The following is a 12,787-nucleotide window of genomic DNA, read 5'->3' as shown; positions in this document are numbered from 1 at the left end:
GCCTCGTGTCAGGCTCGGGCTGCCACCAGGGTCCGGTGCCAGTTCACCGCGGCCGTGTCGGTGAGCGACGCCACCTGATCAATCACCACCCGCAACGCCTGCGCGTCACTCTCCGCAGCCTCATAAAGAGGCGAGAAGACCAGGTCAAGAGCCGAGGGCGTACGTATCAGCGCGTGCACCAGCTCAGTCAGGACGACGCGCTGTTCCTCGTACCACCCCGGCGGCCGCGCCCGCATCACGTAGCGCAACGCCATGCCCTTGAGGAGGGCGCACTGGTTACGCACAGTGCGCGGCACGATCAGGTCGGCGTCGTAGCGGCGCACCGGCGAGGTACCGTAACGGCTCTGCGTCGCGCCGACCGCGGAGGCGACGAAACGGCCGGTCAGGACGCTGGTCATCCGTTTGAGGCTGACCTGGGCGCGGTAACTTCCGTCATATCCGGCGACCTCGGACACCACCGGATCGGCGAGCAGGTGGTCGAGGGCGGCGGCCAGCTCGTCGGCAGGCTCGTCGGAATAGGTGGCGGCGACGTCGGCGACCAGGGCGGCGCGCTCGTCGGCGTCGTGCAGCAGGGGGCGCAGCTTCACGTATTCGCCGTGGACGCCGTCCTCGACGTCATGCACCGAGTAGGCCACGTCGTCGGCCCAGTCCATGACCTGCGCCTCCAGGCAGCGGCGTTCGCCGAGGCCGGGCGGGCGGATCCAGTCGAAGATCGGACGGTCGTCGGCGTACACCCCGAACTTGCGCCGTCCCGGCTCGAGCGGCCACGGATATTTGCAGGTCGCGTCGAGGGAGGCCCGGGTCAGGTTGAGCCCGGCGCCGGGCACCTTGGCCTCGAGCCGGGTGAGCACCCGCAGGGTCTGCGCGTTGCCCTCGAAGCCGCCGCACGGCTCGGCGACCTCGTGCAGAGCGCGCTCGCCGTTGTGACCGAAGGGCGGGTGGCCCAGGTCGTGGGCGAGCCCGGCCACGTCGACCACGTCGGGGTCGCAGCCGAGGCGCTCCCCCATCTCGCGGGAGATCTGAGCCACCTCGAGCGAGTGGGTGAGACGCGTACGCAGGAAGTCGTCGGACCCCGCGATGTGCACCTGGGTCTTGGCGGCGAGCCGGCGGAACCCGGCGGAGTGCAGCACCCGGGCCCGGTCGCGCTGGTAGGGGGTGCGTCCGTAGCCGCTGTCCTTGGCCGGCTCGCTGATCCACCGCTGGGCGTCGAACGCCGTCATGGGATCAACCCTATGCGGCCCCTACTCCCGCTTGGACTCCAGGACGCAGAACTCGTTGCCCTCGGGATCGGCGAGCACCACCCAGTTCACGTCGCGCTGACCGATGTCGGTGGGGCGCGCGCCCTTGTCGAGGAGGCGCTCGACCTCGGCCTCCTGATCGTCGGGGCGCAGGTCGATGTGCAGCCGGTTCTTGCCCGCCTTGGGCTCGGCGACCTGCAGGAACAGCAGTCCGGGGAGCTCGGTCTGGCTGCGGCGGATCTCGACCTCGTCGGGCGACTCGTTCACGATCACGTAGCCGAGTGCCTCGGCCCACCAACGGGCCAGCCGCGCGGGGTCCGCGGCGTCGACGACGATCTGCTCCCATTGGCTCGGCATACACGTCTCCTTCATCGAGAAGTGGCGATCATGTTACGCGCCCATGTCCGGCGGGGCGCGGTTGCGCACGCTTCAGTGTGCCCGGCCGGACACGCCGCCTCGACCGGGCGACCATGACGCACAGCGGGTGCGACTGGCTCTCTGGCCGTGGCCGGAGGATGGCCCACGGTGACGGCGAGGCGACCGTAAGCGGAGCACCGCCGGAACTGAACCGGGGGCCGCGGCAACGGGGCACGGCCCGGCGGGACCAGCGCAGCGCTGAGGAGTGATGTGCCCGGCGTCGACCACTGTCTACAGGAGGCCATGGCGATCCCTGGCGCCGTCGGCGCCAGCATCGTCGACTACACCACCGGCTTCCCGGTCGCCACGACGGGAGCCGCACCGAATGCCGATCACGAGGCCGCGGCGGCCGGCACCGCCGACGTGGTTCAGGCCGCGAACAGCCGCTCGCTGTTCGTCTCGGCCCTGCCGCACGACCTGCTGGAAGACCTGATCATCACGACCGCGGGCGGCTATCACCTGCTGCGGATGGTGCAGACCGACTTCGACAGCCGGCTCGTGCTCTACGTCTGGCTCGACCGGGTGATGGGCAACCTCGCGGTGGCCCGCCGCCGCATGCAGAAGCTCGCCGACGAACTGGTCGCGAGTTAGCGACAAGCCCACCGACGGGCGGGCCGGTGACACCGACCGGGACGGGGATGAGGAGTGACCGTGACAGCCGCGGAGACGGCCGCGCCGGGGCGCCTGCTCACGCAGGTGGCCGGCGAGCGGCAGACCGGTGTCCTGGTGGTCGGGGGCCACCCGGGCGGCGCGGTCTACGTCCTCGAGGGCCGGGTCATCTATGCCGAGTCACCGGCCGCGCCCGGGGTCGGCGAACTGCTCACCGCCTCGGGCCGGCTGGCCGGGCGCACCTGGCAGAACGCGCTGGACCTGGGCACCTCGACGGCCCGGGTCGGGCGGCTGCTGGTCGAGCAGGGCCATCTCACCCAGGGCGAGCTCGAGCTGTGCGTGCTGGGCGCGATCTACGACGCGGCGTACTTCGTGCTCTCGCCCGCCTCGGCGCCGGTCGACTTCCTGATCGGGGCGACGCATTGGCTGGGCCCGATCGTGCACGTCGACCCGGCCGCGCTGCGCCGCGAGGTGACCCGGCGGATCCGCCTGCTCGACGAGATCTTCCCGGACGCGCGGGTCGACACGGCCGCGGTCGCCGCGGTGCCGCGCCCGCCCCGCGAGCGGATCACGCTGACCGCCCCGCAGTGGGAGCTACTGGTGAACGCGGACGGCCAGCGCACTCCGGCCGACCTGGCGCTGCTGCTGGGCCGGGCCGGTTACGCGACGATCCAGGAGCTGCGGCGGATGGCGGCGATGGGGCTGCTCGAGCTGCCCGAGGTGCGCTCCGAGAACCCCGAGTTCGTACGGCTTCCCCAGGCCCGGGGCGCGGCGGCCGACGTGCAGCGCCCGGTGCCGGTGGTCGCCGCCGCGCGGGCCACGGCCGCGGTGCCACCCCCGGACCCCGCCCCGGACCCACCCCGGCACTTGCTGGTCGAGCCGGTCGAACCGGCGCCGTCGGTCGAAATCGCCGGGGCCAACCAGGCCGTCTATCGGCCGCCGCGGCTGGCCCGCCGCAAACCGGGGGCCAAGCTGCCCAAAGAGGTCGCCGGCGAGCCCCCGCCGGCCCATCAGGGCACCGACGAAGTCCTGCTCAAGCGCATCCGCACCGCATTGAGGGCGCTGCGGTGACCCGCGCACCCCCGACGAGAAAGAGAGACCGAGGATGATGGTGGATCCGGCGGTGCTCGACGAGCTCGACCGCCTGCGAGGCCGGGTGCATGAACTCTCCGGCAGCGTGCTGGCCACCACCGACGGGCTGGTGGTCGCCCACGACGCGCACGGCATCGAGCCGGACAGCATCGCCGCGCTGGCCGCCGCGCACCTCGCGCTGGCCCGCCGCTTCGCCCACGCGGTGAACCACGGCGAGCTGCGCGAGTCGGTGGTCGAGTGCGATCGCGGCTACATCACCTCGTACACGGCGGGCCCGAACGCCCTGCTCACCCTGGTCACCTCCGGCGACGCGAATCTGGCCATGGTGCACCTCGAGGCGCGCCGATGCGTACGCCGGCTCACCCGGATCCTGAAGCTCGAGGGCAAGCCGGCCCCACGCCCGGAGATCCCGCAACAGGCGGGACCCACCGGTCCGCTGACGCGGCGGACCCCGATGTCCACCCTGTCGACCAACGCCCGCCGTCGGCAGGCAGCGGGCTGAGCCGTCCGGCTCCCCGCGCGGGCCGAGCCGTCCGGCTCCCCGCACAACCGGTTCCGCCGTCCGGGCGGACCGCCATCCCACCGCAACGGAGGAACCTTCCATGGCTGACATGGACACCGCACTCAAGGAGATCATGGAGATCGACGGCGCCGTCGGCGTCGCGCTGGTCGACCACACGAGCGGCATGGCCCTCGGCACGGTCGGCGGCGGCAAGGACCTCGACCTGACGGTCGCCGCGGCCGGCAACACCGACGTGGTGCGGGCCAAGCTGCGGGCAATGGAGATGCTCAACATCACCGAGAAGATCGAGGACATCCTCATCACCCTGGACAGCCAATATCACCTGATCCGGCCCCTGACGAGCCGGGCCGGCAAGGGGCTGTTCCTCTATGTGGCGCTGCGTCGCGACCGGTCGAACCTGGCCATGGCCCGGCACCAGCTCAAGCGCATCGAGAACGACATGGACGTCTGAGTCTGCTTTCGCCGTTTTGCACGACCGCACGTCTGCTCGGTGGGGAGGGCCACGTTGGTCCTCCCCACCCGTGTCTCTACTGTTTGAGCTGTGCCCGTGTCCCAGATCGTCCGCGACGTCGTGGGCGGCTCGATCGGGTACGAAGCCGGTCTCGACGCGCTGACCGTCGCGCCCGCGGCCGAGGTCGACGCCGAGCTCTCGGGGTCCCTGCGCGACGCGTTCGAGCGGCTCTTCAAGGGTGGGTGGCAGCCGGCCGAGCTGCACCGGGTGGTCGCCCGCCTCGGTGATCCGGTCAAGGCCGGGCTGGTCGCGGACGCCTCAACGGCGTACGGGAAACGCTTCTCGGATGTTGATCCTCGCTGGACGGCTCAGGCCTCGTCGTTGTCTTCCGGGCCGCGTCGGCCTGATCGCATCACGCTGCTGGACTCGTCGCTCGGGCTGCTGATCGCGCTGCGGCGGCTGCCGTTGATCGACGTGCTGATCCCGCCGCCCGGAACGGTCTGGGCGAACCCGCATATTTCCGGTGACAGCCGGATGCTCGAGCGGGTGCGGGCGTTGCTGGCCAAAGCCGAGTCGACCGACTTCCCCGCCGAGGCGGAGGCATACTCGGCCAAGGCGCAGGAACTGATCGCCCGGCACAGCATCGAAGAAGCGCTGACCAGCGTCGATCGGGCCGAAGTGGTGCCGTTCGCGCGGCGGATCGGCGTCGATCACCCCTACGAGAGCGAGAAGGCCTCACTGCTCGACGCGGTGGCCAGGGCCAACCACTGTCACACGGTGTGGTCGCCCGAGCTGGGCTTCTCGACCGTCTTCGGCTTCGACGCCGACATCGACGGGGTCGAACTGCTCTACACGTCGCTGCTGGTGCAGGCGAACCGGGCGATGGCGCGCGACGAGCCGGCCAAGGGAAAAGCCAGGATCAAGGCGTTCCGGCGCAGCTTCCTGGTGGCCTACGCCGTACGCATCGGGGAGCGGCTCGCGCAGGCGACCCGGCACGAGATCGCCGCGGTCCCCTCCCTGCTCCCGGTGCTGCGCAGCCGAGACCTGCAGGTGCAAGAGGCAATGCAGAAGGCCTTCCCGCGCACGGTGCGTTCGCGCGGAAGCCGCGTCGACAGCCTCGAAGGGTGGGAGTCCGGCCGCGCGGCCGCTGACGAGGCAAAACTGCGTTGACACGGGGTGCAGACTGGGCTCATGCATCCGGTTTGACGCTGAACCTATTACGCGGTGCGTGCCTGTTCCGAGGCCGTGCCGCTCTACCCGGTGTACGCGCTGCTGTTCGCCGACACCGGCCTGACGACTGCCCAGGTCTCGTCGCTGTTCGTGATCTGGTCGGTGGTGGCGTTCGCGGCCGAGGTACCGTCCGGCGCGCTCGCTGACGCCTGGTCGCGGCGCCGGCTCTACGCCCTCGGTGAGCTGCTGACGGCTGCGGGTTTCCTGATCTGGATCCTGTGGCCGACCTACCCGGGTTTCGCCGTGGGCTTCGTGCTCTGGGGTCTGGGCGGCTCATTCGCCTCAGGATCCCTTGAGGCCCTGGTGTACGACGACCTGGCCGCCACCGGGCGCGCCGGCGACTACGCACGGTTCGTCGGCCGCGGCGGCACGATCGCGATCCTCGCCATGCTCGCCGCCACCCTGCTCGCCACCCCGGCGTGGCAGGTGGGGGGCTATGTCTTCGTGGGCGCCTTGAGCGTCGCGATCAAGCTGGTGGGGGCAGGCTTGGCACTACGCCTGCCCGAAGCCACGCGCACTCCCCCTGCCACCTCCAGCACCCCCGCTCCCTCCAGCACCTCCACTCCCTCTAACACCTCTGACCAATCCAGCGCGCCTGACCCGATTGCCACGCACGAAGCTCGCGACTTTTCGGATATTTCTGATTCGGAAGACAGTTCTTACTGGCTACTGCTGCGCGGCGGGGTTCGCGAGGCTCTCAGCTCACGGCGGGTCGGGCGAGCCGTACTGGTCGCGTCCCTGATCCCGGGCTTCACAGCCCTGGACGAATACCTGCCGCTGCTCTCCCGCGACAAGGGAGCCTCGACGGCAGCCGTGCCTCTTCTGTACGCACTGACCGCGCTGGCCATGGCGGCCGGAAGCGCGCTCGCCTCACGTCGTTTCCCGCTGGCCGCCGCTCTGCCCGCCGCCGCGGCGATGCTCGCCGTGGGCGCGCTCGTACCCCACCTGTTCGGCATGATCGCCGTCTCGGCGGCCTTCGGCGTTCTCGAGTACTCGATCATCCGCTCGGAGACCCGTCTCCAAGACATGATCACCGGCCCGGCGCGAAGCACGGTGCTGTCGGTTGCCGGCTTCGGTGGCGAGGTCTTCGCCGTGCTGCTGTACGCGTCGTTCGCGGTCGATCTGCCCTTGGCGGTGCTCTTCGCCCTGTGCGCCGCACCCCTGCTGCTCACCGCCGCGATCGCCCGCCGTTAGACAGCATCCGGTGTGAAGATCTGTCCCGTTCAGCCCTTGGACGGGCCTCCGCTGCACGGCCTCAGCGACCGGTCGTCGAACCCCTCACCGGACCGGCAGGGGTCGCGGTCCGCACTGCGCGCCCTGTCCCAGCGGCGCATTCGTCGCCAAGCACAAAACCCGGCCGCAATTACCAGCAAAAAGGCCTCTCGTTTCCATGATCAATCCGAGATCCAGGAAGGAGGCCCCTCAGCCGCGATCGAGGCACCTAGATCAAGGGTTACCAAATTGATCAACTGCGGAACGGCCTTAATCCCGGATCGGACACGACGGCAACAAGCGGAAAGGCCTACTTCCCGGGAATCGAGCGCGGCGAAAGAAGCCGTGGGCGGGCCGACGTCCTGGAATGCGGCGCGGCGACGCGGCGACCGAAGGCGGTCAGCCGCCGCTGTTCTCGACCTCCGCACCCTCGGGCACGGTGTCGTCGTCGCGGCTTTCGAGCCAGCCGTGGGGCAGCGTGACCTTGCCCGGCGCGTTCACCCGGCCCCGCGGCTGCCCCAGCGCCTCGACCGGGAACGGCTCGCCCGGGTCGAGCTTGCCCAGCAGGTCGTCCAGCTCGGCCAGCGACGAGATCATCGCGAGCCGCCGCCGTAGTTCGCCGCCGACCGGGAAGCCCTTCAGGTACCAGGCGACGTGTTTGCGGAAGTCGGCGCACCCGTGCTTCTCGTCGCCGAGCGCGTCGACCAGTAGTTCCGCGTGCCGGGACATGATCTTGGCGACCTCGCCGAGCGCCGGCAGCACGGGCTTGTAGTCGGCGCCGTGCGTGAACGCCGCTTCCAGGTCGGCGAACAGCCACGGCCGCCCCAGACAGCCGCGCCCGACCACGACGCCGTCGACGCCGGTGTGCTCGACCATGCGGAGCGCGTCGGAGCCTTCCCAGATGTCACCGTTGCCCAGCACCGGCACGTCGAGCGCCTGCTTGAGGGTCGCGATCGCGTCCCAGTCGGCGTTGCCCGAGTAGCGCTGTTCGGCCGTGCGCGCGTGCAGCGCCACCGCGGCGACGCCCGCCTCCTGGGCCATCAAACCCGCTTCGACGTACGTCAAATGGTCGTCGTCAATGCCCTTACGCATCTTGATCGTGAGCGGAATGCCGTATTCGCGCGCGGCCGCCGCGGCTTGCGTGACGATTCGCCCGAACAGTTTCCGCCGCCACGGGAGGGCCGCTCCCCCGCCGCGCCGGGTCACCTTGGGCACCGGGCAGCCGAAGTTGAGGTCGATGTGGTCGGCCAGCCCGTCCTCGCCGACCATGCGCACGGCGGCCGCCGTCACGTCCGGGTCGACGCCGTAGAGCTGAAGACTGCGGAAGTCCTCGTCCTCGGCGAAGGCGATCATCTGGAGCGTCTTGGGGATCCGCTCGACCAGCGCCCGCGTCGTGATCATTTCGCAGACGTAGACGCCGCCGCCCTGTTCCCGGCAGAGCCGCCGGAAGGCCACGTTGGTGATGCCGGCCATCGGCGCGAGCACAACGGGCGGGTTGACGGCGCGGTCGCCGAGCTTGAGCGGTGCAGTCACGCCTACGAGGATAGTTGCCCGCTTTCCGTACCCTGATCGCATGGAGGCCCGGAAGCTCAGCGTCTGGAAGAGCAACTATCTCGTCACCGACCGGGGCCGCGAGATCACCACCTGGGACAGCTCGACGTGGAAGAGCGGCGGCGAGTTCCTGCTCGACGGGCAGCGCTTCCAGGTTCGCTCGAACACCTGGGGCACCAAATACACCATGACCGACGATTTCGGCGCGGTCCTCGCGTCGGCCGACCGGGTCGGCCGCAAACATTGGTCGGTCGAGGCCGGCGGCCAGACCTACGCCTTCCGGCGCAAGTCCATCTGGCACAGCGAGGAGGAGCTGGTTCTGGGCGACACCAGGGTCGGTTCCATCCGCAAGACCAACGTCTGGCGCGGTGACATCGAGGTCGAGCTTCCGACCCTTCCTCGCTCGTTGCAGGTCTTCGCCCTCGGCGTGGTCATCAGCATGTGGGATGCCCAGTCCTCCGCGGCCGCGGGGTGAGGTTCAGGCCGGTCGGCGGCGCAGCAACGACTCGACCGAGCATCGCCGCTCGATCCAGCCACGGCTGACCGGGCACACCCACCCGGCGAGCGCCAACGCTGTTATGCGTATGTCGGCGATCGGCCGGTTGAACATCGGCTCGTGATGCGCCAGCCGGTTCCGTGAGAGGTGCAACACCTCGAACGCGTCATGAATGATCCTGCGCCGGCTCTGACCCGGAAAGACCTCATGCAGCGTCTGCCGCCAGAGCGTCCCGTCGTAGTGGCTGGCCAGCAGGTAGCGCCAGAATCCGAGATTGAGTTCGGCCACCACTCGGCCTGGCGTCTCCGTGCGCTGGCCGCCACGGCGCGCTCGCTGCCGCGCCACTCGGATGTCCTCGACCGCACGCTGCTGAAGGAGGCGGCCGACGTCCAGGTACCACTTCGGTTCGCCGAATCGGCGGACCGACCACTCGGTCAGGTTCTCGTGTACGGCGTTGCGCAGAACCACCTCCACGTGACCTATCGTCGCGCCGAGCGCAGCCGACACCTTCGCGTTCCAGACGTAAAGCTCGAGAGCGTCGGCGATGTCACCACCGGCGGCAATCGCGTAAGGCGTCAGTCTTTCGGGGGACAGCCGACGGGTCATTACCGCTATTTCGGTTAATTCAGTACGCACTTTCCTGGACCTCCGCTCCCTCGCGCGGTAGTCTTCACCACGAAGACCCCGGACAGCCTCTGCTTGCATGCGGCCGGGGTTTCCGACTGTCCGGACCCTGTTCGGCCACCGCCGACTCTAGTCCCCCGTAAACCTGTCGCGCATCCACCCCTGAGACGGGCCGAGCCGTCGGTTGAACGCGTCGCGGGCCGAGATCTGGCAGAGTTTCCGGCGTGGGAGATCTGGAGCGGAACGGGCCGGCGCGACGCCGCCTCGTGGTGGTGTTCGAATCGCCGGTGGCTGAGGTGATGCTGCGGCTCGCGGTGGAGCTCGGGTTCCAGGCCGTGCTGGTCGAGCCCGACGAGAGCCGCCTGCAGGGCACGCCACGCGCACACGGCGACCGGGTCGTGCACGATCTCGACACGGCACGTCTGGACGAGTCCACCGACGTGGTGCTCAGCGACCACCATCGGGCCGAGATCGGGGGCGTGCTTCAGAAGGCGCTGGCCTCGCCGGCCCGGTGGATCGGGATCGTCGGGAAGCCGACGATCGAGGGCCCGCACGTGGGCCTGCTGCGCGAGCTGGGCGTCCCCGACGACGAGATCGCGAGGGTGCACCGCCCGATCGGCCTGAACATCGGGTCGAGGACCCCGGCCGAGATCGCCGTGGCGACCCTGGCCGGGCTCATCGCCGACCGTAACGGCCGACCGGGCGGGTTCGACTTCTGATTAAGCAGGTCAGCAGCCCGGAAGGCGCTTGATCAGGTAGTCCTCGATCTGGGAGAGGGCGACCCGCTCCTGCTTCATCGTGTCGCGGTCGCGAACTGTCACCGCGTCGTCGGTCAGCGTGTCGAAGTCGACCGTGACGCAGAACGGGGTGCCGATCTCGTCCTGCCGGCGGTAGCGGCGGCCGATCGCCTGCGAGTCATCGAACTCGACGATCCAGCGCTTGCGCAGGTCGGCCGCGAGCCCCTTCGCCTTGGGCGAGAGTTCGGGGTTGCGCGACAGCGGCAGCACCGCCACCTTGACCGGCGCCAGCCGCGGGTCGAACCGCATGACCGTGCGCTTGTCGACGCCGCCCTTGGTGTTGGGGGCTTCGTCCTCGTCGTACGCCTCGAGCAGGAAGGCCAGCACCGCGCGGGTGAGACCGGCGGCCGGCTCGATCACGTACGGCACCCAGCGTTCCTGCTTCTCCTGGTCGAAGTAGGAGAGGTCGACCCCGGAGTGCTTGGAATGGGTGGACAGATCGAAATCGGTCCGGTTGGCGACGCCCTCGAGCTCGGCGAATTCCGTACCGCCGAACTGGAAGCGGTATTCGATGTCGACCGTACGCTTCGAGTAGTGCGACAGCTTCTCGGCCGGGTGCTCGTAGAAGCGCAGGTTGCTCTCGGACAGGCCGAGGTCGCGGTACCAGTTCCAGCGCTCCTGGAGCCAGTAGTCGTGCCACGTCTCGTCGGAGCCGGGCTCGACGAAGAACTCCATCTCCATCTGCTCGAACTCTCGCGTGCGGAAGATGAAGTTGCCCGGGGTGATCTCGTTGCGGAAGCTCTTGCCGATCTGGGCGATGCCGAACGGCGGCTTCTTGCGGGCGGCCGTGGCCACGTTGTTGTAGTTGACGAAGATGCCCTGCGCGGTCTCGGGCCGCAGGTAGTGCAGGCCTTCGGCGCTCTCGGTCGGCCCGAGGTAGGTCTTCATCAGGCCGTTGAACATCTTCGGCTCGGTGAAGGTGCCCTTGTTGCCGCAGTTCGGGCAGTTCAGCTCCTGCAGCGAGGCGGGCGGCGCGCCGTGCTTGGCCTCCCACGCCTCCTCGAGGTGGTCGGCGCGGAAACGCTTGTGGCACGACTGGCACTCGGTCAGCGGGTCGACGAACGCGTCGAGGTGACCGGAGGCGGCCCACACGTCACGCGCGAGGATGACGGCGGAGTCGAGGCCGACGATGTCGTCCCGCTGCTGGACCATCGTGCGCCACCACTGGCGGCGGACGTTCTCCTTCAGCTCCACGCCCAGCGGACCGTAGTCCCAGGCCGAGCGGGTTCCTCCGTAGATCTCGCTGGAGGGGAAGACGAAGCCACGGCGCTTGGCCAGGCTGACGACGGCATCGATGCGGTCGGCGGGCATGTTCCTCCTACGCCGGCTGGGTGTCGGCGAGAGTCGGCGATCGGGACAAACAGCGAGATTACTCTCCGAGCTCGCACACCTCGAACTGGCCCGTCTTCGTGTTCTGCCCGAGCGTGGCCTCGATGTTGCGCACGTCGCCGTCGCGATAGGTGGCCGCGACCGGGAGGACGTAGTCGACCTGAACAGCGTTGCCGCGTGTCACGAGGTCGCCCAGGGTCCACGAGACGATCGGCTCGGTCGTCTCGGCGCGGGTGCGGAACTCGGAGATCGTCTGCTCGTCCCGCGCCTGCTGACAGAGTTGGTCGTACGCGTCGTCGTAGCGCTCGGCCTTCAAGGCGCTCAGATAACCGTCGACGGCCGCGTGGGCCTGCTCGTCGATCGCGCCCTGGATGGACGTGCCCAGCCCGATCAGCGCGGCCAGACCCCCGCCGCAGATGAGCGCGAGCACGCCGGCGCCGATGCCGAGGCTCCAGCCGAGACGCTTGCCCCGGCCCTCGACGGGCGGCGCGGGGAACGGCGGCTGGACACCCGGCCCCGGCGGCGGGGCGGGAACGTGAGGCGCCGTCGTCATGCGGCCAACAGTAGTCGTCAGCGCCACGGCTCGGCGGCCCGGTCGCTCTCGGCCACCTCGACCTCGCCACCGGGTGTGGCGGCGGCCAGCGTCTCGAAAGCGGACGGCTCGTCGACCGAGCGGGCGAGCAGCGGGGTGGCGTGCACCTTGACGTCGAAGCCTCCCAGCGCGCGCCGGTAGGCTCCGACCGACTCCCACTCGGTGGCCAGGATCCAGCAGGCCGGGTCTTCGAGGGCGCGGGTCAGCCGGCCGGAGAGATAACCGGGTCGTGCGGCGAGGGCGGCGAGGGCGGTATGCGCCTGCTCGACGAACTCGGTGTCGGACGAGGGCACGACGAAGCGGTTCAGCACCAACATGCGACGAGGGTACGCAGCGAGGGAGCAAGCCTGTGCAACCGTCCGACAGCCTTCTACGGCGTCTGTCGAAGACGAACCCGACGGCGGCCTTCGTGGCCGCGCTCGTGGTGATGCTGGCCGGCCTCTTCCTGCCCGGCATCGTCGGCGCCGCCCTGCTCTTCTTACTCGCGCTGGGACTCGCCCTGCTCACCTACACGACCTGGTCGGTGCAGAAGGCCTCGACCCGGGTGCTGCGGCTGATCATTCTGGCGCTGCTGCTCGCGGTCGTAGTAGCGAAGGCCATATAACAAGCTTTTGACAATCATTATC

16 protein-coding genes are annotated in these 12,787 nt (G+C 69.5%); 9 read left to right on the top strand and 7 right to left on the bottom strand.

Annotation, left to right across the window (positions count from 1 at the left end):
- Positions 1-8: 8 nt before the first annotated feature.
- Positions 9-1,220 (bottom strand): deoxyguanosinetriphosphate triphosphohydrolase, encoded by a 1,212-nt coding sequence (locus EER30_RS34795; protein ID WP_127505004.1) that lies wholly within the window; start codon positions 1,218-1,220, stop codon positions 9-11.
- Positions 1,221-1,241: 21 nt separating this feature from the next.
- Positions 1,242-1,595: a VOC family protein gene (locus EER30_RS34790; RefSeq protein WP_127505002.1), complete on the bottom strand. Its 354-nt coding sequence runs from the start codon at positions 1,593-1,595 to the stop codon at positions 1,242-1,244.
- A 303-nt stretch (positions 1,596-1,898) separates the two neighbouring features.
- On the opposite strand from EER30_RS34790, the gene EER30_RS34785 reads away from it, so the two are divergent.
- The 6 genes from EER30_RS34785 to EER30_RS34760 all read left to right on the top strand — a co-directional run bounded on the left by EER30_RS34785 (position 1,899) and on the right by EER30_RS34760 (position 6,754).
- A complete protein-coding gene (locus tag EER30_RS34785) occupies positions 1,899-2,246 on the top strand; it encodes a roadblock/LC7 domain-containing protein (protein WP_240670483.1) in 348 nt (115 codons plus the stop codon).
- Positions 2,247-2,306: 60 nt separating this feature from the next.
- Entirely contained in the window at positions 2,307-3,335 is a 1,029-nt protein-coding gene (locus EER30_RS34780) for a DUF4388 domain-containing protein (RefSeq protein WP_127504998.1), read from the top strand.
- A gap of 34 nt (positions 3,336-3,369) precedes the next feature.
- Positions 3,370-3,858 (top strand): roadblock/LC7 domain-containing protein, encoded by a 489-nt coding sequence (locus EER30_RS34775; protein ID WP_127504996.1) that lies wholly within the window; start codon positions 3,370-3,372, stop codon positions 3,856-3,858.
- A gap of 100 nt (positions 3,859-3,958) precedes the next feature.
- Positions 3,959-4,330: a hypothetical protein gene (locus EER30_RS34770; protein WP_127504994.1), complete on the top strand. Its 372-nt coding sequence runs from the start codon at positions 3,959-3,961 to the stop codon at positions 4,328-4,330.
- A gap of 90 nt (positions 4,331-4,420) precedes the next feature.
- Positions 4,421-5,500, top strand: coding sequence for a DUF2786 domain-containing protein (locus EER30_RS34765; protein WP_127504992.1), 1,080 nt, complete (start codon positions 4,421-4,423; stop codon positions 5,498-5,500).
- Positions 5,501-5,554: 54 nt separating this feature from the next.
- Positions 5,555-6,754: an MFS transporter gene (locus EER30_RS34760; RefSeq protein WP_127504990.1), complete on the top strand. Its 1,200-nt coding sequence runs from the start codon at positions 5,555-5,557 to the stop codon at positions 6,752-6,754.
- A 417-nt stretch (positions 6,755-7,171) separates the two neighbouring features.
- On the opposite strand, the gene dusB is transcribed toward EER30_RS34760, so the two are convergent.
- On the bottom strand, positions 7,172-8,347 hold the full coding sequence (gene dusB / locus EER30_RS34755; protein WP_127504988.1) for a tRNA dihydrouridine synthase DusB: 1,176 nt from the start codon (positions 8,345-8,347) through the stop codon (positions 7,172-7,174).
- Here dusB and EER30_RS34750 point away from each other — a divergent pair.
- Positions 8,346-8,798: a hypothetical protein gene (locus EER30_RS34750; protein WP_127504987.1), complete on the top strand. Its 453-nt coding sequence runs from the start codon at positions 8,346-8,348 to the stop codon at positions 8,796-8,798. The two genes, dusB and EER30_RS34750, sit on opposite strands and share 2 nt — an antisense overlap.
- A 3-nt stretch (positions 8,799-8,801) precedes the next feature.
- Here the strand turns inward: EER30_RS34750 and EER30_RS34745 are convergent, their stop codons facing one another.
- Positions 8,802-9,524, bottom strand: a complete 723-nt coding sequence (locus EER30_RS34745) for an Abi family protein (RefSeq protein WP_127504985.1) — start codon at positions 9,522-9,524, stop codon at positions 8,802-8,804.
- Positions 9,525-9,667: 143 nt separating this feature from the next.
- Between EER30_RS34745 and EER30_RS34740 the strand changes: the two genes are divergently transcribed.
- The gene (locus tag EER30_RS34740; protein WP_127504983.1) at positions 9,668-10,162 is read left to right on the top strand and encodes an XdhC family protein; all 495 of its coding nucleotides are present in this window, start codon (positions 9,668-9,670) and stop codon (positions 10,160-10,162) included.
- 9 nt (positions 10,163-10,171) lie between these two features.
- Here the strand turns inward: EER30_RS34740 and EER30_RS34735 are convergent, their stop codons facing one another.
- The 3 genes from EER30_RS34735 to EER30_RS34725 are packed head-to-tail and all read right to left on the bottom strand — an operon-like array spanning position 10,172 to position 12,478.
- Complete coding sequence (locus tag EER30_RS34735) at positions 10,172-11,551, bottom strand: glycine--tRNA ligase (protein ID WP_127504981.1); 1,380 nt, start codon at positions 11,549-11,551, stop codon at positions 10,172-10,174.
- A 58-nt stretch (positions 11,552-11,609) separates the two neighbouring features.
- The gene (locus EER30_RS34730) at positions 11,610-12,122 is read right to left on the bottom strand and encodes a hypothetical protein (protein ID WP_127504979.1); all 513 of its coding nucleotides are present in this window, start codon (positions 12,120-12,122) and stop codon (positions 11,610-11,612) included.
- A gap of 17 nt (positions 12,123-12,139) precedes the next feature.
- Positions 12,140-12,478 carry an antibiotic biosynthesis monooxygenase family protein gene (locus EER30_RS34725; protein WP_127504977.1) on the bottom strand — a complete coding sequence of 113 codons (339 nt, stop codon included), beginning with the start codon at positions 12,476-12,478 and terminating at the stop codon, positions 12,140-12,142.
- On the opposite strand from EER30_RS34725, the gene EER30_RS34720 reads away from it, so the two are divergent.
- A complete protein-coding gene (locus EER30_RS34720) occupies positions 12,391-12,765 on the top strand; it encodes a DUF6703 family protein (protein ID WP_349290901.1) in 375 nt (124 codons plus the stop codon). The genes EER30_RS34725 and EER30_RS34720 overlap by 88 nt on opposite strands.
- The last annotated feature ends 22 nt before the right edge of the window (positions 12,766-12,787 follow it).

Source organism: Actinoplanes solisilvae (genome assembly GCF_003999975.1).
In the GTDB taxonomy this organism is placed as follows: domain Bacteria; phylum Actinomycetota; class Actinomycetes; order Mycobacteriales; family Micromonosporaceae; genus Actinoplanes; species Actinoplanes solisilvae.
The sequence above is the reverse complement of the archived record's forward strand: the minus strand, read 5'-3'. Positions and strand labels throughout refer to the sequence as shown.